The sequence below is a fragment of the Nitrosomonas communis genome, from assembly GCF_024102715.1.
Lineage (GTDB): Bacteria > Pseudomonadota > Gammaproteobacteria > Burkholderiales > Nitrosomonadaceae > Nitrosomonas > Nitrosomonas communis_B.
In genome coordinates this window covers 1-22,628 of sequence record NZ_JAGFJM010000124.1, presented here as the reverse complement: position 1 = coordinate 22,628, position 22,628 = coordinate 1, and the positions used below count along the sequence as shown (strand labels likewise).

Annotated in this window: 23 protein-coding genes; 9 read left to right on the top strand and 14 right to left on the bottom strand. The window is 45.2% G+C overall.

Annotation, left to right across the window (positions count from 1 at the left end):
* Positions 1-129 precede the first annotated feature (129 nt).
* The 3 genes from J5I83_RS12080 to J5I83_RS12070 all read right to left on the bottom strand — a co-directional run bounded on the left by J5I83_RS12080 (position 130) and on the right by J5I83_RS12070 (position 2,137).
* The gene (locus tag J5I83_RS12080; RefSeq protein WP_304056413.1) at positions 130-630 is read right to left on the bottom strand and encodes a TPM domain-containing protein; all 501 of its coding nucleotides are present in this window, start codon (positions 628-630) and stop codon (positions 130-132) included.
* A complete protein-coding gene (locus tag J5I83_RS12075; RefSeq protein WP_304056411.1) occupies positions 631-1,461 on the bottom strand; it encodes a YgcG family protein in 831 nt (276 codons plus the stop codon). It lies immediately after the preceding gene.
* Positions 1,462-1,534: 73 nt separating this feature from the next.
* Positions 1,535-2,137, bottom strand: coding sequence for a LemA family protein (locus J5I83_RS12070; protein WP_304056410.1), 603 nt, complete (start codon positions 2,135-2,137; stop codon positions 1,535-1,537).
* A gap of 260 nt (positions 2,138-2,397) precedes the next feature.
* Here J5I83_RS12070 and J5I83_RS12065 point away from each other — a divergent pair, with 260 nt between their 5' ends.
* The 7 genes from J5I83_RS12065 (at position 2,398) to J5I83_RS12035 (ending at position 9,133) form a co-directional block, all read left to right on the top strand.
* Complete coding sequence (locus tag J5I83_RS12065) at positions 2,398-2,889, top strand: heme-binding protein (RefSeq protein ID WP_304056409.1); 492 nt, start codon at positions 2,398-2,400, stop codon at positions 2,887-2,889.
* A gap of 306 nt (positions 2,890-3,195) precedes the next feature.
* Positions 3,196-4,368 (top strand): FAD-dependent monooxygenase, encoded by a 1,173-nt coding sequence (locus J5I83_RS12060; RefSeq protein ID WP_304056406.1) that lies wholly within the window; start codon positions 3,196-3,198, stop codon positions 4,366-4,368.
* Between the two features lie 101 nt (positions 4,369-4,469).
* Positions 4,470-5,486, top strand: coding sequence for a tRNA dihydrouridine synthase DusB (gene dusB, locus J5I83_RS12055; RefSeq protein WP_304056404.1), 1,017 nt, complete (start codon positions 4,470-4,472; stop codon positions 5,484-5,486).
* Positions 5,483-5,725, top strand: a complete 243-nt coding sequence (locus J5I83_RS12050) for a helix-turn-helix domain-containing protein (protein WP_304056402.1) — start codon at positions 5,483-5,485, stop codon at positions 5,723-5,725. The genes dusB and J5I83_RS12050 overlap by 4 nt, the downstream gene beginning before the upstream one ends.
* A gap of 10 nt (positions 5,726-5,735) precedes the next feature.
* Complete coding sequence (gene purH, locus J5I83_RS12045) at positions 5,736-7,295, top strand: bifunctional phosphoribosylaminoimidazolecarboxamide formyltransferase/IMP cyclohydrolase (RefSeq protein ID WP_304056401.1); 1,560 nt, start codon at positions 5,736-5,738, stop codon at positions 7,293-7,295.
* A 66-nt stretch (positions 7,296-7,361) separates the two neighbouring features.
* Positions 7,362-8,666 carry a phosphoribosylamine--glycine ligase gene (purD, locus tag J5I83_RS12040; protein WP_304056398.1) on the top strand — a complete coding sequence of 435 codons (1,305 nt, stop codon included), beginning with the start codon at positions 7,362-7,364 and terminating at the stop codon, positions 8,664-8,666.
* Positions 8,667-8,902: 236 nt separating this feature from the next.
* Positions 8,903-9,133, top strand: a complete 231-nt coding sequence (locus J5I83_RS12035) for a PP0621 family protein (protein WP_304056396.1) — start codon at positions 8,903-8,905, stop codon at positions 9,131-9,133.
* Positions 9,134-9,199: 66 nt separating this feature from the next.
* Here J5I83_RS12035 and J5I83_RS12030 read toward each other — a convergent pair whose 3' ends face one another.
* Positions 9,200-10,213, bottom strand: a complete 1,014-nt coding sequence (locus J5I83_RS12030) for a COX15/CtaA family protein (protein ID WP_304056394.1) — start codon at positions 10,211-10,213, stop codon at positions 9,200-9,202.
* A gap of 55 nt (positions 10,214-10,268) precedes the next feature.
* Positions 10,269-10,712, bottom strand: coding sequence for an SsrA-binding protein SmpB (gene smpB / locus J5I83_RS12025; RefSeq protein ID WP_304056393.1), 444 nt, complete (start codon positions 10,710-10,712; stop codon positions 10,269-10,271).
* Between the two features lie 102 nt (positions 10,713-10,814).
* Between smpB and J5I83_RS12020 the strand changes: the two genes are divergently transcribed.
* Both J5I83_RS12020 and J5I83_RS12015 read left to right on the top strand, forming a co-directional pair.
* Positions 10,815-11,255, top strand: coding sequence for a type II toxin-antitoxin system RatA family toxin (locus J5I83_RS12020; protein WP_304056391.1), 441 nt, complete (start codon positions 10,815-10,817; stop codon positions 11,253-11,255).
* Positions 11,239-11,538 (top strand): RnfH family protein, encoded by a 300-nt coding sequence (locus tag J5I83_RS12015; RefSeq protein ID WP_304056389.1) that lies wholly within the window; start codon positions 11,239-11,241, stop codon positions 11,536-11,538. The genes J5I83_RS12020 and J5I83_RS12015 overlap by 17 nt, the downstream gene beginning before the upstream one ends.
* Positions 11,539-11,573: 35 nt before the next feature.
* Here J5I83_RS12015 and guaA read toward each other — a convergent pair whose 3' ends face one another.
* From guaA to J5I83_RS11970, 9 genes are all read right to left on the bottom strand, one after another.
* Positions 11,574-13,133 (bottom strand): glutamine-hydrolyzing GMP synthase, encoded by a 1,560-nt coding sequence (gene guaA, locus J5I83_RS12010; protein WP_304056387.1) that lies wholly within the window; start codon positions 13,131-13,133, stop codon positions 11,574-11,576.
* Positions 13,134-13,147: 14 nt separating this feature from the next.
* The gene (gene guaB / locus J5I83_RS12005; protein ID WP_304056385.1) at positions 13,148-14,611 is read right to left on the bottom strand and encodes an IMP dehydrogenase; all 1,464 of its coding nucleotides are present in this window, start codon (positions 14,609-14,611) and stop codon (positions 13,148-13,150) included.
* A 129-nt stretch (positions 14,612-14,740) separates the two neighbouring features.
* Positions 14,741-15,820, bottom strand: a complete 1,080-nt coding sequence (locus tag J5I83_RS12000; protein WP_304056383.1) for an ADP-ribosylglycohydrolase family protein — start codon at positions 15,818-15,820, stop codon at positions 14,741-14,743.
* Positions 15,821-15,887: 67 nt separating this feature from the next.
* Positions 15,888-16,937 (bottom strand): class I fructose-bisphosphate aldolase, encoded by a 1,050-nt coding sequence (locus J5I83_RS11995; protein ID WP_304056380.1) that lies wholly within the window; start codon positions 16,935-16,937, stop codon positions 15,888-15,890.
* An 11-nt stretch (positions 16,938-16,948) separates the two neighbouring features.
* Entirely contained in the window at positions 16,949-17,788 is an 840-nt protein-coding gene (locus tag J5I83_RS11990) for a DUF3025 domain-containing protein (RefSeq protein ID WP_304056378.1), read from the bottom strand.
* A 26-nt stretch (positions 17,789-17,814) separates the two neighbouring features.
* Positions 17,815-19,080 carry an MFS transporter gene (locus J5I83_RS11985; protein ID WP_304056375.1) on the bottom strand — a complete coding sequence of 422 codons (1,266 nt, stop codon included), beginning with the start codon at positions 19,078-19,080 and terminating at the stop codon, positions 17,815-17,817.
* Positions 19,081-19,213: 133 nt separating this feature from the next.
* Positions 19,214-19,576, bottom strand: coding sequence for a hypothetical protein (locus J5I83_RS11980; protein ID WP_304056373.1), 363 nt, complete (start codon positions 19,574-19,576; stop codon positions 19,214-19,216).
* A 254-nt stretch (positions 19,577-19,830) separates the two neighbouring features.
* Positions 19,831-22,146: a fatty acid cis/trans isomerase gene (locus J5I83_RS11975; protein WP_304056371.1), complete on the bottom strand. Its 2,316-nt coding sequence runs from the start codon at positions 22,144-22,146 to the stop codon at positions 19,831-19,833.
* 240 nt (positions 22,147-22,386) lie between these two features.
* The coding region (locus J5I83_RS11970) for an integrase core domain-containing protein (RefSeq protein WP_304056370.1) at positions 22,387-22,628 on the bottom strand (242 nt) is incomplete at its 5' end.

Sequence of the window (22,628 nt, the reverse complement as noted above, 5' to 3'; positions counted from 1 at the left end):
AAGCACTTGCGAAGCTTTTTTCACAGCATCGGATCATTACAAAACAGAATTACGCACACTATTAACTGATAATTTCCAAATCATCGGTAGTGCCTGAGTGCCGAAATTTCATGTGCGATGAGTATATGATTATAGAATGACTGGTCTGTCAGGAAGTTCATTTTTACTCTTTATTAACCTGACAGGAAAATGTTTTTCCAAATGATTACTAATCGTATTAATTGCTGTCAACACACCTTTTTCAAATTGCTCTGTTTGAAATGCTATCTCCATTTCATGGCAAATCTTTTCCCACTCTCCATGACCCACTTTAGTGTGTATTCCACGGTCAGCCACAATCTCTACATCATGATCAGCAAGCAGTAAATAAATCAGCACACCATTATCATGTTGAGTATCCCATACCCGCAACAATGAAAAAATGTCGATCGCTCTCTCCCGCGCAGATTGTTTCTTCAGTAAAGATAGCAAATTTAATGAAGCTTCTACCGCAAACAAAATCTCCCCATCATGATTCATCTCTGACTGTTTGATAGCCTGTTCAATTCTTGCCAGCGAAGCCGAGGGAAGTACACGTTTTATAGCCATTTGCCCGGTGAAAAGATGCCGGAGTATCCGCATGAGATTCATTTACCACCTCCCAGAAGCACCACCACCACCAAAACCGCCCCCTCCTCCGCGGAACCCTCCGCCAAAATTACCGCCGCCTGGCCAGCTACTGCGTCCCCCACGGTAAATCCCTTTGCCTGTATTCTCAAATAAGCTGATAACAAAAATAATTATCGCTATAAAAATAGCGATTGCCAGGGAAGAGAAAATCAACCAGACAATTGAACCAGCGATGGTTCCTGTGACGGCAGCACCCATCATACGCCCCAGCATTATTTGCAGCATTCTTCCAAGCACCAGAAACACAAGCAAAATGGGGATAATGTTATCCAGCATAACACCTAATCCACTTGATTCCTGCATGTCATGCCCACGAGTGGATGACGGCAGAGACTCTCCCTCGATAATTTTTAGAATCTGCTCGATACCTGACAGCACCCCACCAGAAAAATCTCCTTGACGAAACTTCGGAACGATTCTCTCCTCAATAAGCCGTTTCACAATAGCATCCGGCAACACGCCCTCCAGACCATATCCCACTTCGATGCGCAATGTTCTGTCATTCTTGGCAATGAGAAGAAGCACGCCATCATCAACACCCTTGCGTCCTAGTCCCCAGGATTCAACCACGCGTATCGAGTATTGTTCGATAGTTTCAGGTTGCGTCGTCGGCACGAACAATACGGCTATCTGACTTCCTTTTCTGGTCTCAAAATCAGCTAACAATTGCTCTAATTGAGCGACTTCATGCTTCGAAAGTGTATTGGTTAAATCAGTTACGCGAGTTTTAAGGGGCGGAATTGCCACTTCCGCCCAAGAAAACGTAGCGAAAGTACATAATATAATGACCATCAGCAATCTGACACAGATCCTTATCATTCTGACAAGCATGCTGCTGTCCAACATGAGCGCAGAGCTGTCCTTGCTATCTGACTGGCATTGGTGCATCAAATTCGACCTTCGGTACAATAGTGATTTCTTTCGCGTTCTCAACCGTAAAATTTGGTTTGACCTGGAAGCCAAATAGCATCGCCGTCAAATTGCTTGGAAACGAACGTACCGTCACGTTATATTCCTGTACTGCCTTGATATAACGATTACGCGCAACAGCAATACGATTCTCCGTGCCTTCCAGTTGAGCCTGTAAATCACGGAAATTAGTATCAGATTTAAGCTGTGGGTAGTTCTCTACCACTGCCAGTAAGCGTGCGAGTGCACTCGATAATTCTCCTTGAGCACCCTGAAATTTAGCAAAAGCTTCTGCATCATTTATCAGCTCCGGAGTTACATGAACTCCACTCACTTTTGAGCGAGCATTGGTTACGCCGAGCAACACTTCTTTTTCCTGGACAGCAAAACCCTTTACCGTATTAACCAAATTTGGAATCAAATCTGCCCGGCGCTGATATTGATTAATCACTTCAGACCAACTCGCTTTAATTTGCTCATCCGTGGATTGCAATGTATTGTATCCGCAACCACTTAGCGCTAACACACAAAGCGATATCACTAACAGTATTTTTTGCATAAACATCTCCTGAAAAAATAGGATGCAGAATTGCCAGCATTACTTAAAAAGTATACCAACGTAATCTGTAACTCCGGCTAAGCATCATCGTAAAGAAATTGTTTCATTCTTTTTATCATTGTTTTTTTGTATAGCGCCAATGATACAATGCTATTAAAACCAATCGGATAATGCGTTATTACATATAAAAATTGTTACAACCTATGAGCTGAAGCTCTAAGATATCCATGATCAAATAAAAGCTGTTATCAGGAGATACTATGTATAGGATACGTTTTCTTTCATCTTTATTGCTGTTCAGCATACATTCTTTCCCAATTCATGCAAGCCAACTACAAAAGCCTTTCTTACCACTCTCATCAGCCAATAAGATGGTAGCTGCTGCGATACAACAATGTGAGCGTGATGGTTACGAGGTTTCAGTAGCAGTTGTCGATAAAAGTGGCGTAATAAAAGCTCAAGCAAGAATGGATGGTGCCGGCGCACATACTATTGAAAGCAGTTTTCGCAAGGCTTATACTTCGGCAAGCCTTAAACTGCCAACCCTGAAAATGGCACAGATTGCTGCCAAGGATCCTGAATTACAAGGCTTGCATCATATGGCCAGCAATATTCTTCTATTGGGCGGTGGTTTGCCTATCATCATCAAGGATGAGGTGGTTGGCGGAATTGGCGTAGGTGGCGCCTCAGGCGCGCACCTTGACGAAGCCTGTGCAACAGCCGGTCTGATAAGTATTCAAGAAAGCAAATAATCCTACATTTATTGCGAGTTTATTTACTTCCAGGTTTAACTGCCAACTGACTTCATTCACTCCTTATGACGAGTGCCCATGCTTTGGCACAGCAATCGCAAAATTATTGGTAGCCAGCGAAATAACCTAACTACATGTTATTTCTCTCTCCTCGTAACCTGTGCTATCCTCGTTAACCTCATGGAGGTAACATAAAATTCGATGATAGATAAAGGTACCATTTTGTGTTATTAGCGCCATCCTGAAAATACCGACGTGACTAAGTTTTTTAGTTATTTATTGTATGCCTCTTAATTTATTACACCCATGACTGCTGATCATTTTGACGTCATCATTGTAGGCGGTGGACCGGTTGGTATGGCACTAGCCATTTGCCTGCATGAGCGAGGAGTTTCAACTTCGCTCCTGGAAGCACAGGGACTACCGGAACAAGTCAAAGATCCTCGTCCACTCGCTCTCTCGTACGGAAGTCATTTGATTTTGGAAAGATTGGGTGTATGGGAAACGTTGCCACAAATAACTGCCATTAAAACGATTCATATTTCTAATAGCAGTCATTTTGGCCGAACCGTCTTGACTTCGGAAGAAGCAGGCGTGTCAGAATTAGGTTATGTGGTAAATTACCATGATCTGCATCGTTCGATGCATCAGTTGCTACAAAATCATGGCGCTCATTACCAGACTGGCGCAACAGTCTCAAGATTAACAACCAGCACTGAGCAAGCTCAGGTTGAATATCAGCAGGCTGGCAAAAATAAACAGGTTACGGCAAAGCTACTGGTGCTTGCTGATGGGGGGCAGTTGGCCACACAAATTGAAAATATCAACTATCATACCTATGAATATCAGCAATGGGCAATTGTTGCGAATGTGGAAACATCAATACCACAAAATGGCGTGGCATACGAACGTTTTACCGCTGATGGGCCAGTAGCCTTATTGCCATCAGGCAACGGTTACGCGCTGGTATGGACCGTTCCATCCTTATCTGCTCAGGAAATACTTAGTCTTGATGACATAACCTTCCTTTCCCGTCTGCAGGATCATTTTGGTCATCGAACTGGAAAATTCCTCAGTTGCGGAAAGCGCTCAGGCTTCCCTCTTATACTCAAATATGCTTCACCTACCATAGCCCGTCGAACAGTGTTAGTGGGAAATGCCGCACAAACGCTGCACCCCGTCGCTGGTCAGGGATTTAATCTAGGGTTGCGCGATGCTTTTGAACTATCTAATGCAATTAACGAACGACCAATACAATTCGTTAAAATAGGCGCTTGCGAAATGCTAAAAAATTATAAAAATAAACGTCAGGTCGATAGAGATGCAGGGAAACTATTTACCCATTCTTTGGCAAAAATATTTACTAGTGATTTACCTCTGTTACAGACTTTCTGTGGCATGGGGTTGAGCGTATTGGATTGCTTACCACCTGTTAAACGCTTTGTCGCACGCCGCATGATATTTGGCGCAAGAGGCTAATTTGTCGGATAATATATCACACGTTTTTAATCCTTTTCTTCAAGAAAATTGCTGACTTTATTATTAATCTCTTTTTTTCAGTGTCGAATTTGAGTTGCACTATGCAAATTGGCCCTTATACTCTCAAGAACAAATTGATTGTTGCACCAATGGCTGGTGTGACAGATCGTCCATTCCGGCAACTGTGTAAACGTATGGGCGCTGGCATGGCGGTATCTGAAATGGTGTCTAGCAATTCTCTGTTATGGGGATCAGAAAAAACCCGCCGACGTGCAAGTCATGACGGAGAAGTTGCGCCTATTTCCGTGCAAATTGCAGGCGCCGACCCCAAAATGATGGCTGACGCAGCGCGTTATAATGCTGATCAAGGGGCGCAAATCATCGATATCAATATGGGTTGCCCCGCCAAGAAAATCTGTAATGTCATGGCAGGCTCTGCCTTGTTGCAAAATGAAACACTGGTTGGAAGAATTCTTGATGCGGTTATTCATGCTATCGCTATTCCGGTCACCTTAAAAATCCGCACGGGTTGGGATGTACAACATAAAAATGCCGTGACTGTGGCACGTATTGCAGAAAATGCTGGAATACAAGCGCTTGCCATTCATGGGCGGACACGTGCCTGCGCCTATCGTGGTGAAGCTGAATATGACACCATTGCTGAAGTAAAAACTTCTATCAAAATACCGGTTATCGCCAATGGTGACATTACAACGCCAGCAAAAGCCAAACAGGTCATGGAATATACTCATGCGGACGCTGTCATGATTGGACGTGCTGCACAAGGAAGACCATGGATTTTCCGAGAAATAGAGCACTATTTCAAGACAGGTGAATATCTGCCACCGCCAGAAGTTACCGAGATTCATAGTGTACTGATTAATCATCTACATGATCTCTACAATTTTTATGGAGAATATTCTGGCGTACGCATCGCGCGTAAGCACATCTCCTGGTACACCAAAGGACTAATTGGTTCTGCTGCCTTTCGTCATACTATGAATCAGTTACAAACAACTGATGAGCAATTAGCAGCAACTAATACATTTTTCTATCAGCTTGCTGATTATGGACAAAGACTTAGTTATATCGAAGATGAGGTAGTAATGGCTGTATGAATACCTTCAATGAAAATGAAATCGCCTGCTGCATACGCAAATCGATTGAAGCCTACCTCAAAGATCTGGATGGTGAAAGACCTTGTTCAATATATGAAATGGTTATCTGTAGTGTTGAGAAACCATTATTTGAACTAGCCATGGAATATGCCGAGGGAAATCAAACCAAGGCTGCAGAGCTTCTCGGTATCAATCGAAATACACTCCGTAACAGATTAGCCAAACACCAGATCAAATAAATTTTGTGAAATGACAATAAAACAAGCATTAATCAGTGTTTCAAACAAAACAGGCATCGTTGAGCTGGCTGGCAAATTGCATCAGTTCGGAATTAATATCATTTCTTCAGGAGGTACAGCCAAACTACTGCAACAAGCTGGTATAGCGGTAACAGAAGTTAGCGAGTATACAAATTTTCCAGAAATGCTTGATGGGCGGGTAAAAACGCTCCACCCCAAGATTCACGCGGGTATCTTGTCCAGAATGGACTTACCTGAGCATCAGCATGCTATACAAAAAGCTGGCATACCACCTATCGAATTGGTTATTGTCAATTTATACCCATTTGTTGAAACTATCGCACAAGCTGATTGTACGCTCGAACAAGCAATTGAAAATATTGATATCGGCGGACCTGCTTTAATCCGAGCGGCGGCAAAAAATTATCAACATGTCACGGTTATTACTGATCCTGATGATTACCCAGTCTTATTGGCAGAAATGGAGTCAAGCAATGGTGCCACAGGGCTAACGCGCCGCTTTCAGTTTGCGCAAAAGGCTTTCTCACATACAGCCCGTTACGATAGCGCGATTAGCAATTACCTGACAGCGATTGATTCCAGCAATCAGCGGCAAACTTTTCCAGACTGCCTTAATCTTAATTTCAGTAAAATTCAATCTTTACGCTATGGCGAGAACCCGCACCAGCAAGCCGCTTTTTATCGTGATGTAATCAATCTACCTGGAAGTCTCGCAAACTACGCACAATTGCAAGGTAAGGAATTATCATACAACAATATTGCAGATACCGACGCAGCCTGGGAATGCGTGAAATCCTTTGACAGTCCCGCCTGTGTCATTGTCAAACATGCTAACCCATGCGGAGTTGCCATTGCTGATACACCACTCGCTGCGTATAAACGAGCTTTTGCAACTGATCCAACTTCCGCATTTGGCGGCATCATTGCCTTTAACCGTCCCATCGACCCTGATTTAGCCAAGGCCATTCTGACACAATTTGTAGAAGTCATTATTGCACCAGAAGTCTTACCTGACGCCAGTAACATCTTGCAGCAAAAGGCTAATATACGTGTACTGACAGTGCCCTTGCAAACCCAAGCTAATCGCTATGATTTAAAACGCGTTGGCGGGGGATTATTAACACAAACACCGGATGATTTGAATATTACAGCAAATCAATTGCAAGTGGTGACTCAAGCACAGCCTACCCCACAACAAATTGAAGATTGCCTATTTGCCTGGCGAGTTGCAAAATTTGTCAAATCAAATGCCATCGTATTTTGTGCCCAGGGTCAAGCACTGGGCATTGGCGCAGGCCAAATGAGCCGGATAGATAGTGCACGTATCGCTTCAATCAAGGCCAGTGAAGCACAACTCAATTTAATTGGCTCAGTTGTTGCCTCGGATGCCTTTTTCCCTTTCCGCGATGGATTAGATGTGGTCGTTCAGGCAGGCGCCAGAGTTGTCATTCAGCCAGGTGGCAGTATTCGCGATGAAGAAGTGATCAAGGCAGCTGATGAGCATGGTGTCGTAATGATCTTTACCGGCGTACGGCACTTTAGACATTAGATGCGAATAGATATGTTATCTTTCAATTACCTCAGGGTCCTGCCTGCACTTTCTTAGAATATGAGCATGAAGTTACTTGTGATTGGAAGCGGTGGCAGAGAGCATGCATTGGCTTGGAAATTGAGTCAATCGCCCCGTGTCCGTAAAGTTTACGTCGCACCAGGCAATGCTGGTACTGCACTCGAACCTGGCCTGGAAAATATTGCACTGACTGCAATAGCCGACCTGGTTGCATTTGCCCATGAAGAAGATATTGCACTAACCATCGTCGGTCCAGAGTCTCCCCTAGTAGAGGGAATTGTCGATGTTTTCCGTACTGCCGGTCTTAAGATCTTTGGCCCCACCAGAAAGGCTGCGCAACTAGAGGCATCAAAGATCTTTGCTAAAGCATTCATGCAGCGCCATGGTATTCCAACTGCTGCTTTTGCAAGCTTTGACAGCCCATCTGAAGCACATCATTATATTGAGCAGAAAGAAGCGCCTATTGTAATCAAAGCTAATGGTCTAGCCGCTGGGAAAGGTGTTGTCGTTGCAATGACGCTTGCGGAAGCTCATGCAGCAATTGATACCATGTTGATAGAAAACAAATTGGGAGAAGCAGGTTCTCAAATTTTAATTGAAGATTATCTTGAAGGGGAAGAAGCTAGCTTCATTGTGATATCTGATGGTCGGAATATATTACCGCTTGCCACTAGTCAGGATCACAAACGCTTGCTAGATAATGATCAAGGACCCAATACGGGTGGTATGGGTGCTTATTCACCTGCCCAAATAATTTCTCCCACGCTCCATGCCAAGATTATGCGCGAAATTATCACTCCAACCATACAGGGTATGGCACGTGATGGCGAACCCTATATCGGCTTTCTTTACGCCGGATTAATGATTACTCCGCAGGGAGAAGTCAAAGTACTTGAATTTAACTGTCGTATGGGTGATCCAGAAACACAGCCTATTATGCTGCGATTAAAAACAGATCTCTCTATATTGCTTGAGCATGCAGTAAATGAAACCTTGGACAAGGCTGAGATTGAATGGGACCGGCGGACAGCCTTGGGTGTTGTCATGGCCGCTGAAGGTTATCCGGGCGTACCGCGAAAAAATGATGTTATCTCTGGTTTAACTGAAATAATGAGCAATCAGGCATCTACAGATGATTTTCATATATTTCATGCAGGTACCGCTTTTGGCGATCCAAATAAAAACGAGATATTAACGATGGGAGGACGTGTGCTGTGCATAACAGCATTAGGTGAAAACATCAAATTGGCTCATCACCGCGCTTACGACATCGTTAACAAAATCCATTTCGAAGGATGCCAGATAAGACATGATATCGGATATAAGGGAATAGAAAACCCCAATAGATAAAGAAGTCTGGCCTACCCCTGAAATTTATCCAGAATTGTTATCGATGTAAAAAAATTAACCCTCAGTTCTCCTTGTAACCCTTCTCTTATTATTTCTGCTCGATATCGCTAGAAAATTAATTTCACTCTTCATCTTTTTTACATGCTTCCATTAAATTTCAATTTAATTTGATATAAATATAGAAAATACAATGGTCTTTTTAGTATCGAACTCGCTCTTAAAGGCATGGGCAAATTGTGATAAGTAAATGGGTAATACTGATTATTGTTGCGCTATTAATTTACTGGGGTATAAAAAATCTCTCGCGCGTCAAAAAGCAGCCCACCAAATCAAAAAATGAAATTGAAGATATGGTGCGCTGCGCACATTGCGGCTTGCATATCCCTAGAAGTGAAAGTATCACCGCAGACAATAAGTTTTTTTGCAGCACCGAACATCGGCAATTACACTCTGTGTCACGATCATAGCGTTTTATTTCTCACCATGTTCGGATCAGCCCATACTATCAAGCAAGCATGTAAGAAACTGTTGAGTTAAGACAGTTTGCGGTTAACCCAGAGCGCAGCTGTAAACAACAGCATAGCGCCAGCTTGATGAGCTGCGGCTAATGGTAAAGGTACGACCAGCAATAAAGTAGCAATTCCGAGACTGATTTGTATCGTTAACATCACTAAAAGAAGATGGCATGCCAGTTGCTCAGAGCTGGAAAGTGAGTATTTTCTTGCCTTAAACCAGAAGAAAGGTACAAGGAATGCCAATAACCATGCAATCAGCCGATGATCAAATTGAACAGCTGTCATGTTCTCAAAAAGATTACGATACCAAGGTTCAAGTACAAATAAGTCAGGTGGGATCACGTAACCGCTCATCAAAGGAAAAGTATTGTGAGCCAAGCCAGCATGAATGCCAGCAACAAGACCACCGGACAATACCATGATAAAAACAAGCGTGGTAATGAATAAAGAAAATCGGCGCAAACCATGGATTACTGACCTATCTTGCTGTTGATCACTTACCGGTGACAATAAACCTGTCGCCACCCAAAACATGGCAGCAAAGATAATAAAAGCAAGCCCCAAATGAGCAGTCAAGCGATATTGACTGACATAAATATTGTCCGCCAAGCCGCTCATCACCATATACCAGCCCATCAAGCCTTGCAGGCCACCTAATATGAAAATGCCTAGCAATTTAATGCCAAGCGCACGATCCACTTGTTTACGAATAACAAAATAAATAAAAGGAATAAAATATACTAATCCTATGGCACGCCCCAATAATCGGTGAAAATACTCCCACCAGAAAATTCCTTTAAATTCATCCAAAGTCATCCCTTTATTAACTTCCTCGTACTGGGGAATTTGGCGATATTTTTCCAGCAGTATTTCCCAGTCTCCTTGGTTCAGTGGCGGAATCGTCCCAATCAGTGGCTGCCACTCAACAATGGACAGACCTGAACCGGTGAGACGTGTCACACCGCCAACAACTACCATGGCAAATACTAGGGCACAACAAATAAATAACCAGATCGCGATGGATTTTTGCATAATAACTAAATCAAAAATAAAGTGAATTGAGTGGATATCAGGATAAAGCAATCTGCTAGCGAGCGCGTAGTAAACGCTGCTTAGCTCGCTCCCATTCTTTACGTTTTTCAGTTTCCCGTTTATCGTATTGCTTTTTACCTTTGGCAAGGCCTATTTCAACTTTAATTCTTCCTGCTTTATAATGCATATCAAGAGGAATTAATGTATATCCAGCACGCTCGACTTTACCGATAAGCCGTTTAATTTCTTCCGCATGGAGCAGCAGTTTACGCGTACGTACTGGATCTGGATTGATGTGTGTTGAAGCTGCGGATAAAGGACTCACGTGACTACCAATAAGATATAATTCACTATTACGAATGATAACATAGGCTTCTTTTAATTGAATTCGTCCCGCACGAATCGCTTTGACCTCCCAACCTTCCAGAACAATACCTGCTTCGTATTTTTCCTCGATAAAATAGTCATGGAACGCTTTTTTATTTTGAGCAATACTCATTGGAAATATGACAGGAATAAAGGCAAATTACTTTAAAAAAATTATACTTAGTTTATCAGTTTTCCAGCTTCAGCTCAGATGAAAACAAAGGGTTAAAATCTTATGGCAGAAATAGAAAAATCAGTATTAGTTGGCTACTCAGCGGCCCAAATGTTTAGATTAGTTGATACCGTTGAAAATTATCCAGAATTTCTGCCCTGGTGTGGTGGGGCAACTGCTAAGCTTCAAAGTGATGAAATAGTGCATGCTACCATTCATATTAATTATCATCATATCAAACATAGTTTTACTACGGAAAATCGGCGCACCCCGCCGGAACTGATTGAAATGACATTATTAGATGGACCATTTGAGCACCTGGATGGTCATTGGCGCTTTATTCCCTTATCGGAGAATGCCTGTAAAATAGAATTCCGCCTGCATTATACGTTCTCTCACAAGTTACTGGAAAAATTGGTAGGACCAGTATTTTATGTCATTGCTAATAATTTTGTTGAAGCTTTCGTAGAACGCGCGGAGGCAATTTATGGATCGCATACCTGAACATATTGAAGTGGAAGTAGCATATGCGCTGCCACATCATCAGTTCCTTAAGCAGTTTTGTGTACCTGTTGGCACCACGATTGAGCAGGCCATTACCTTATCCGGAGTGCATACTCTTTTTGCCGAAATTGATCTGGCAACACAGAAAATCGGTATTTTCAGCAAACTAGCAAAACTTGAGACCATTCTGCAGAATGGCGATCGTATCGAAATCTATCGCCCCCTCCTGCTTGATCCAAAGGAGAAAAGAAGAAAGCGTTTAGCAGAAAAAATGAGGGAGTAGCATGACCTCAACTTGCCGACATCGCTATTTTCTCTCTATTCCCATTCAATCGTAGCAGGCGGTTTGCCAGAAATATCATATACCACCCGGTTAATGCTGCGCACTTCGTTAATGATGCGGTTAGAAACCTTACCTAGCAAGGTATAAGGTAACTCCGCCCAGTGCGCTGTCATGAAATCCTGAGTCTGGATCGCGCGCAATGCAATAACATATTCATAACTGCGGCCATCACCCATAACACCTACTGATTTTACTGGCAGAAAAACAGCAAAAGCCTGGGAAGTTCGTTCATACCAGCCAGCAGCTTTGAGTTCTTCGATAAAAATAGCATCTGCCTGACGTAACAAATCAGCGTATTCATGTTTCACTTCCCCTAAAATTCTGACGCCTAGCCCTGGCCCCGGAAAAGGATGACGAAAGACCATATCGTGCGGCAAACCCAGTACCAAACCCAGTTCACGCACTTCATCCTTGAATAGCTCACGCAGCGGTTCGAGCAGTTTAAGATGCAATGTATCCGGAAGCCCTCCGACATTATGATGAGACTTGATGGTATGTGCTTTTTTAGTTTGACTACCTGCAGACTCAATCACATCAGGATAAATGGTTCCTTGCGCCAACCATTTGGCATCGGTAATGTTTGCTGATTCACGCTGAAATACCTCGACAAATTCCCGGCCTATAATACGGCGCTTTTGTTCAGGGTCAGTAACACCCTGTAATTGCTCCAGGAATTGTTTGCTTGCATCGATGTGTATCACTTTCACCTTAAGATTGTGGGTAAATACTTCCATCACCTGTTCAGCCTCATCCTGGCGTAACAAACCATTATCCACAAAGACACAGGTGAGCTGATCACCGATTGCCCGATGAATGAGCACGGCTGCCACAGAGGAATCTACCCCGCCTGACAGGCCCAGAATTACTTTATCTTTGCCAACCTTAGCCTGGATGCGGCTAATCGATTCTTCCACATAATCGGGCATATTCCAATCATAGCCAGCCGCACAAATGTCATGCACAAAATGCTCAATAATCGCCTTACCCTGCAAAGTATGCGTTACTTCAGGATGAAATTGCAGACCGTAAAATTGGCGTGTTTCATCTGCCATCGCCGCGATGGGCGTTGCTGCATTATGTGCAATCACGGTAAAGTCCGCGGGTAATTCGACGACGTTGTCGCCATGACTCATCCAGACATCGAGCATAGCTTGCCCTTCTGGACTCGTCCGATCACAAACTCCATCAAAGAGTTTACAATTCTGCAGATATAATTCGGCATAGCCAAATTCACGCTTTTTAGCGCTTTCTACCTTTCCGCCCAATTGTGCCGCCATAACCTGCATGCCATAGCAAATACCTAAAACAGGCACACCCAGCTCAAACACGATTTGTGGCGCACGCGGGGTATCCTCAATGAAAGCTGAGGCAGGTCCCCCTGACAGGATGATGCCTATGGGAGAAAAATCTTGAATAAACTGAGGATCAACATCATAAGGATGTAGCTCACAATAAACATTCGTTTCTCGAATACGCCGAGCAATTAACTGAGTGTACTGGGAACCAAAATCCAGAATAAGAATTTTCTGGTGCATAAAGAGCTCTGCTTTTATTCGACGTGATAATTAGGTGCTTCTTTAGTAATCTGTACATCATGCACGTGAGATTCACGTATGCCAGCTGAAGTGATTTCCATAAACTCAGCTTTGGCATGGACTTCTTCAATGGTACTACATCCTAAATAACCCATGCTCGAACGCACCCCACCTACGAGCTGGTGAATGACAGTGATAATCGGCCCTTTATAGGGAACGCGTCCCTCGACCCCTTCTGGAACCAACTTATCGGTATCCTGCAGCTTGCTATCCTGAAAATAACGATCACTCGATCCTTGTTGCATAGCAGACAGTGATCCCATACCTCGATAACTCTTATATGATCTTCCCTGAAACAGCTCAATTTCACCAGGCGCTTCTTCCGTGCCGGCAAATAATCCACCTAACATAACAGTACTCGCACCCGCTGCAATCGCCTTGGCAATATCGCCTGAATAACGGATACCACCATCTGCTATTGCAGGCACGCCCGTTCCTTCCAATGCCTTGCACACACTCTCGATGGCAGTAATTTGCGGCACGCCTACACCCGCAACAACTCGAGTGGTGCAGATAGAACCAGGACCAATACCAACTTTCACAGCATCCGCTCCGTTATCAACCAGCGCTTTGGCCGCTGCCGCAGTAGCAATATTGCCGCCAATAACCTGAATGTTGGGAAAACGGTCTTTAACCCAACGTACACGATCAAGCACGCTCTGCGAATGTCCATGTGCAGTATCCACCACCAAAACATCTACGCCAGCTTCTATAAGCGCCTCTGCCCGTTCCTGACTACCCTCACCCACACCGATTGCCGCACCCACCTGTAACCGTTCCTGCTCATCCTTACTGGCATTTGGGTATTCTGTTGTTTTAGTAATGTCTTTGACGGTAATCAGACCACGTAACTCAAACTCATCATTAATCACCAAAACTCTTTCTAGCCGGTATTTATGTAACAAAGCCAAGACTTCTTCGCGGGAAGCACCTTCTTTTACCGTCACCAGACGTTTCTTCGGTGTCATGATATTTTTGATCGGCTGATCCAGATTGGTTTCAAAGCGGAGATCCCGGTTAGTTACAATACCAACTACTTTAGAACCTTCCACAACAGGCAATCCGGATATCCTGTATTGCTGGATCAGTTCAAGCACTCCGCGCACGGTCATATTGGGTGGGATCGTAACCGGATCCGTCACCACTCCACTCTCAAAGCGTTTGACTTTGGCAACATGTGCGGCTTGTAATTCTATCGGCATATTTTTGTGAATTATACCAATACCCCCTTCTTGGGCAATCGCAATCGCCAATCGCGCCTCGGTAACCGTATCCATCGCTGCTGACACCAATGGGATTTTAAGTTTAATGGTGCGCGTAAAATACGTCGTCAAATCTACATTTTTGGGTAAAACTGTTGAATGGGCAGGAATGAGTAAAACATCATCAAAGGTGAGAGCTTTCTGAATCAAACGCATGTTAACGATCCTTTGCAAAGCGATATTATAACGAAACCACGCCTAAATATTGCAGAGAGTTCATCGTTACAGTAATTAATAAACTGCATTTAGCATGCGGATAAATACTATGCAACCACTCTGCACTATCTAGTCACTCACTTGAGCAGCCAGATCTTCAGCCAACTTTACCAGAGTAGCACCATCTTCAAGACCATCGAGAAAGCGCTGAGGAATCCCGCTTAAACCGGTTTGAGCGCCTGTCAGCGCACCGGTCAGAATCGCGCGCGCCTGGTTTTGGCCACCTCCATTGACTGCATGCAGGACAGCCGCTTCAAAGTCATTGTGAAATCGAGCCGCCAAGTAGTACGCCGTCGGCAACTGGTGATAAATAGCGCATGGCATGCCATATACAATCGATACTTTCCATGCCGGCTCTATCCTTATTGCCGGATCTATTACGGCTGCCGCCATATAAGAAGGCGTAAGCAAAGCATCCGGCGAAGCAAAACGGCCGGCGCGCGGAGGATCGGGATCACCAGGGCGCGGCGGCTGTAAATCGTCATGCGTCACCGCATGAAAAGGCAATGCACCGTTCTTGACTAATGCCATGAGCTTTTCCGACAATTCGGTATCAAGCGCATGTCCTTGCACTAAATGAGCCAGTACCGCACCATAGGCTACTGTCATCGAAACAACCGTGTCGTCAGTCTGGGTCAAGGTTGCATTATCAGTGATCGCTGCGGCAAGCTGATCTGGCTGAAATGCATAACGCACTGCTATCGCCAATGTGCGCTCAATCGCTTCGGTCGTATCCGCATGGCTACCTGTCTGCCCCCAAGGTCGTTGCTGCTGCACACGGCGGCGCCAGGCCTCACGAATCGATTGACTGGTATAGCCACCTGGTCCGCACACGGGCGTGCCATCGAGCAATGGAAATAGTTCTTCATCCATGCGCCGGCAGAAATCATCTCGATGATACCCCCCGCACTCGACCAGTGAGCGAACTGTCAAAGCCAGAATGAACCCCGCCTGCGATAACTGACCTGCCTTATAACCGGCATGATATCGATCAGGCTTGGGATCGGTGTAGTTATCAATCCAATCGCCATAATCACGACGTAATTCCTTGAGATTGTAATACCAATGGGGGCCCAGACCAAGAGCGTCTCCAATAAATGCGCCCATGATGGCCCCCATGGCACGATCCTGAATATTTTTAGCAGACATGCCTAATGCCTCCATCTATTAAATCATCAAGAAATAATTTCCTGGAAGTACTCCTGTTTGCTACGATTTATGCAACAGAGACATCTTTGGATAGATAAACATCCTGGATGGCATGCAACAATTTGACACCTTCATCAAAAGGCTTCTGGAAAGCCTTACGACCGGAAATAAGCCCCATGCCGCCAGCTCGCTTGTTGATCACGGCAGTGCGCACTGCCTGATGCAAATCATCCTTTCCAGATTCTCCGCCTGAATTAATCATTCCAGCGCGCCCCATATAGCAGTTTGCTACCTGATAACGCACCAGGTCGATAGGATGATCACTGGTCAGATCGCTGTATACTCTGGGACTGGTTTTACCGAATTTTAGTGCGGTGTAACCCCCATTGTTTTCCGCCATTTTCTGTTTAACGATATCCGCTTCAATCGTCACAGCAAGATGATTGGCCTGACCTGTCAGATCCGCGCTAACGTGATAGTCCTTTTCTGCCGTTTTGAAAGCCGCATTGCGCGTGTAGGCCCACAAGATCGTCACCATCCCCAGATCATGCGCATGCGCGAACGCTTCGGAAATCTCCTGTATCTGCCGGCGTGACTCTTCCGAACCGAAAAATACCGTTGCCCCGACCGCGCAGGCACCCATATCAAATGCCTGATTGACGCTGGCAAACAAGGTTTGATCATATTTATTGGGATAGGTCAGCAATTCGTTGTGATTGATTTTAAGAACAAAAGGAATTTTATGCGCGTAACGGCGCGCGACCATCCCCAGCACACCCAGCGTGGAAGCAACTCCATTACAGCCGCCTTCAATCGCCAATCTGACAATATTTTCCGGATCGAAGAACATAGGATTCGGTGCAAACGAAGCACCTCCTGAATGCTCCACCCCCTGATCGACTGGCAAAAGGGATAAATAACCTGTTCCCGCCAAACGGCCATGATTGTATAAAGCTTGAAAATTGCGTAATACCCCAGGCTTGCGATCACCCGCGGCTACAACTCGATCTACAAAATCGGGTCCAGGAACATGCAATGTCGCTTTAGGAATACCCTGGCATACATGATTAAGAAGTTTATCTGCTTCATCTCCCAATAATCCGGCAATATCTGTCATTTCAACCTCCTTTATAAATTCTCAAGAAGAATGTTTACTCTTGATTCTTCCTTCATCTTTCGTGGACGAAAATAACTCTGGTTATCATAGTAGGATGAATCTGTATTGTCAGGCGACCAGCCTGGATATCCTAACACCGGCACGGGTGCCAGATCAGCCGATGTCAAACAATTGCGCGAGAGAAAATTATCAAGCCAAATATCTATCATGGCAATCTGATTGTTTACATTCTGCTTAAAAAAATTCGCGTTGACTTGAAATAGCATGCCTTTCCCTGTCATACCGGGATAAGGACACAGCGCTTTCTCGTACAAACCATGACCAAACAGAAAAAATTTCATTTGCTCAATGACGCTAGCACGTTGTTGCCAGAACAAAGCTTTCCATTCAAAATTTTTCAGCAAGTCGAGCAAATAATCGCTGCTGCTGACGACGATCACCCCTGATTCATCAATGAGTGTGGCAGCATTACGCACGGGACTGCGCACCTTTTGATCACGCTCTCTCTCCTGCCACAAGGCATGGTAATGCAATTGATTCAATGCTGCTTTAGCACGGGGATAAGTTAACCAGACAAGCGCATTGAACAGATCATGCCAGTTGCGGCTGCGGCTTTGTATTTCTCCCGTCAGATAAATTCTAGGTTCATATTGTTGCAGAAATTCACACGCCCCCTTTGCTTGCGGTACAAAACGAATCTGTTTGCCTGATTTTGTCGCAATTGCGCCAATTGAATTTGCAGTCAATCGATTCAGATATTCAATCTCAGGCCAATGATCAAGCTGCTCGAACGATTTCCCCGCCTCATGCAGCGGTTCAAACATGGGCGAGGTTTGCAGAAAACCTGACATCCACTCATTCGAATGAGAACGGGCTATCATTCTGGGTGACTATCAACTTTAACTGCCAGCAAGATACTCAGTATGGTCGCAATGGAGGCAATGATTCCCACTGAATCATAATGTGTCAACGCCCCATTTGCTGAAATTCCCATGATAGAACCAGCCAGGAGCGAAGCTACCCCTGCCGACAATTGTTGCACCGATATATTGAAGCTCAAGAAACTGCCGCGCAAGCGCGGTGTTACACTGGCAGTCACCAGCGCCATGGCAGGAACAAACCGGCCAGAAACCAGCATCATGAACAGTGTCGAAATACCCACCGCAAAAACTGTTGGTACCGGTGATAAATGCGTCACCATCAGAATAGGAAAAACTGACAGGGCCGCCGCCACCCCAAATATTTTTCTTTTGCCGTGGTAATCAGCCAGCTTCCCAAAGAAATGGGCAGTAAAAAATGTGGCTAATCCACCAAAAAAATAAAGATAAGGCAAATCGACTTCTGCCATGCCCACATTGATCACCATATAAGTACTGATGAAAGGACTCACAGAAAAACCAGCGAACATCAGCATGGCAATCAAAGCAAAGGCATATAAGTGATTGCGCACCCAAAAAATTGCGCGTAATTGCCGGAATGGATGGCGTTCCTGATGATGAAGCAGATGATCGCACAATGGCGGCAGCACACGCAGGGCCACAATCATCATTGCCCAGCTAACAGCGGTCAACAGAAAATAAGAAGCACGCCAATCGATCAGGTTGGCAAGCAACATACCTATTGGCATGCCGATCACTGCCGCCATTGAGAAAGCTGACATAATAGTACCCGTCGCTACACCGCGCCGTTGCGCTGGAATAACGTCCGCAACAATCGCAAAGATAATGGCACTCAGGATGCCGCTAACACCTCCTGCTACCACGCGTGCTAACAGGAGCATTCTATAATCTATTGCCAGCGCACAGATCAGCGTGGCAATGCCCATGCCGCCACAAAGTAACAACAAGATAGTTTTGCGATCAAACCGATCAATGACAAATGAGGCGAAAAAACTGCATATTGCAGCACTGAATGCGTAGGCCGAAATGAGTGTGCCGAATTGTTGCGGCGTAATAGCAAATAGCTTCATGAACTGCGGACCCAGAGGCAGCATCATCATGAAGTCCATGATATGCATGAAATGCGCACCCACCAACACCGACAGGATAGGCCGTTCCTGTATGACTGGCCGCTGTGGGCTAATACCGCACTCGATTCGTTCAGCGCTACTGCCCCCCTGGAGAATATCTTCAGTTTTTTCCAAAATTCAACCTAATTAATCAATAATCAATGATTACGTTCCGCAAATATCAAAACAAGCTCGTCCAGGACTGCTCATACCAGTTTGCGTGAAGCTAAATATTTTTCATGAAACAACTTTCTAAGAGAAGCCTATTTTAAATTGGTTCGATTTGTTTTGAATGAAGGAAAGGGATTAAAATTTCCCATTCATTAAGCCGACCACCAATGGCAAAAGTTTTGCTAGTTTCTTTACAGCAGTTGAAGATGTTTGCTTGGTAACCCGCCGAATCCAAGCGAATATAGGCGATTCGATATCCCTTAGGCAGGTGAGTTTGACTGTCCTGGATGAATTCAAGATTTCTGCTGGCAGGAGCAATATTGCCTTCACGGAGTTCATCATGAATCACCACTGCTGCCTTGGACAGATGCCCGATCATAGGCATATAGCCTTGTTCACCCTTGTAGGTGAAGCGCGCTGCTTTCTTCTCTGCAATGATCTGTGAGGCATCAGCATCCAACGTATGGGTAGTAATACCGGTTTGCCGAATCCGCGTGGCCACAATTCTCTGGTTGATACGAGACAGACCCACTAGCCCCCACCGGCACGACGTAACCAGTCACCCGCAGCATCCGTGCTCGGCAGTATGCCCAACTTCAGCAAAGTAGATAGCATAGCGCAGAGTCACTCTTGAGCGTGCACATGTCCTCCAGTGACCGACCTCCTCCATTTTCTTCATTCGCGACCTGTGCCTGTGTACGATAGCTCATATTCTTAGAAATTCTCATATCGATTGATGTCGAATACACCTGCTAACAAAGGCTCTTGTGTTTTCTGCCAAGCAGTAATGTCATGCAGAATTTCCCAGAATTGCGGGTGAGTACGCCGTACACCCCAGGTTTCCACAACTCGTTCGAAATCCCCTGCCTTTTCTGCGCTGCCAAGCATAGACACGAACTTTTCCATCTGGGAGGCAGGCACATCGAAGATAAAGTTGGGGTAGCTTCCCGTAATGCCAGGATATACGGTTAGACGGTCTTTCTCGGGCTGATAGCGCAGTTCTTCGCCAAGCATGAAGGCCACATTGCTGTGCGCACGGTCTCGTAGCAACGTATAAACGGTACGTTCATTCTGCAGATACTTAACACGGATAAAGGTCACTTCAGGGAGTTGTGTAATGCCGGTGATTTCTGCAGCAGGACGTGCCGCAATACCAGACAGGACTTGATCAGCTTGTTGTATCCAGAGCGGTTGATCCGCACGACTGCAGTCTTTTTCCTGGCAACGATTCAGCGAATCATGCGGCATAGCACTGATAGCGCGAAATCGTTCGAGGATACGTAATGCCAGCTCCTGCTTCGGATTTTCTGTGGTGAAATATTCTGCCGAGGGTGATTCATCATCGATATCCTCATAGACAATGCCAAATTTAAGTTTGCCTAAATCCTGGTACCAATCTCCCAGTAGCGTTTTACGCTGACCGGCAGGCATCAGGCGCAGAAAATTGTGCTCCGAGCCATTGCGGATCAGGTCGAAATAAAGCCGGGTCAGTAGTTGATGGGCGACATTGCCGAACACATCGAAATTAACCACCAATGCGTAGTAAGTCTGCTCTAGTAATGGGTAATCCATTAACCATTGAGTTTGCGGGACATCTCCAACGAGTCCTTTCACGACCGAAGCGCTATTGTGGTGGCGGAAAATAGTTAACAAGGCATTGTCATTCCGACCACCCCCATCCCAAACATGAGCGAGTGAAGCACCCTTCGGTTGCCGTGTTGCATAGTGATTCTGGCGCTGCGCCAGATAATTGTTGCGACGCTCAAGATAGCGCAACCAGTGATCACCCGCTTCGAGCAGGTCATCATCCTGACCTGGCATACCGAGTAAAGGCGTAACTCCGCGCCGATAAGCATCATCGGTTATGAAAAGATCGGATTTCGGGTCCTGAAACAATGTCCAGAAATGATCACGGATCACATCCGTAGCAATCTGGCCACGGCACACCGGCCCATGAATGAAAGTACGCACGAAGTATTCCGCATCATCCAGCATAAACTGGTAGCGCGCATAAGCTGGTATGGCGGCAAACGTCACGAACGGATTGGTGCGTTCTGTATAGCTGTAACCTGGTAGCTCGCCTATCGGCCAATGTTCACTGAAAAACAACTCATCAATTCGCAGTAACCTAGCCTGGTCAAGAGGGTAAACAATGCGCCGCTTGTGCACAATACTACCTGTAATCGGGCGCAAACGGTAGAAAAAGGGACCTTTGGGATCATCATTTGGATTGGCCGTCGTAATAGGTCTGATAGCTTTACCAGAGGGGGTGGATGAGCGCAGCAACTCGAAAAAGCGAGGTTCGCCATCTATATCCGGGAAATACAGATAAGCCAGAAATAGATGTTCGTATAACCAGCGTGCCACCAGCACGCCTCGTTTATCTTCCCGATTGAACAACGATTCCCATCTATTGATGGCGAGCTTCTCGTCGTCAGTAAGCGTAATAGATTCATCCGGAACCACTGCGCCCTGCTCCAGCCATCCAGCCAAGAGAGAATATTCCTGATCGCTGAGTCCAGTAGTGGCAAAGGGCATGCCCTTTAATGGATGATCGCGTGCGTAATCGGGGAATTCCTCGCTGGAGACGCAATGATTTTTATACCCGATATCTAGCTCAAGCGAATCAGGTAATTTGCTGTTAGGGGGAAAAGGATGCTGTTTTGCCAATGTAATCATGCCCTGCATCAATGATGCCACCTGATCATTTTCTGTTGATAAAACAGAATAAAAGCCCCGCTCACGCCAGCCGGAAATAGTCAGTTCGTCTATACCCAAGCGGGTAGGTGGCATGGCTTCAGTGCGGATTCCAGCATAAACTTCTTCATGAAAAGCACCACGCAGCAATCCTTCGTTATTTTCCAGCTTAAGTTGGCACGGTGCATCGAAACAGCTATGACATGCGAGACATTTGGCTTCAAGGATCGGCTGGATTTCTTTGGTGAAAGAGACCGGATGCTCAGCAGGTGCTGGAAGGGTGACGGAAGCGGGTGTCGGGCTGTTGTCGGCTATTGGGTTATTAATGCTCAAAAACCCAAATAGCAAAAAGAGGAAACCCAGTAAATATAGGAATAGACGAAACACATGCATCGGATAAACTCCGTTTTTCTGAATTAACTCAAAAAAATTCTACCACCTTATGGTCGGTTTTATCGAAAGCATAGGAGCGGCTTGATCTTATTCAAGATGTTTTATGGGATCATTGAAGTGACTCTCCTGAACTGAACAACCTGATAGAAAATTAAGCTCTGTCATGTGATGTTATCAAGCTCAGGCGGCTTGTTGACTCGATAGTGTTTGATAATAACCTTCATCGGGTGTCTGATTGTTGAGTCCCTGATGAAAGCGTTCTTGATCGTACCAGTTAAACCAGCGAACTAAACTACTTCTTACTTCCTTTAAGTTGTTGAATGCTTGAGCATAGAGATGTTCATACTTGACAGTGCGCCATAGCCGTTCGACAAAGATGTTGTCATAGTAGCAACCTTTACCGTCCATGCTGATTTGGATTT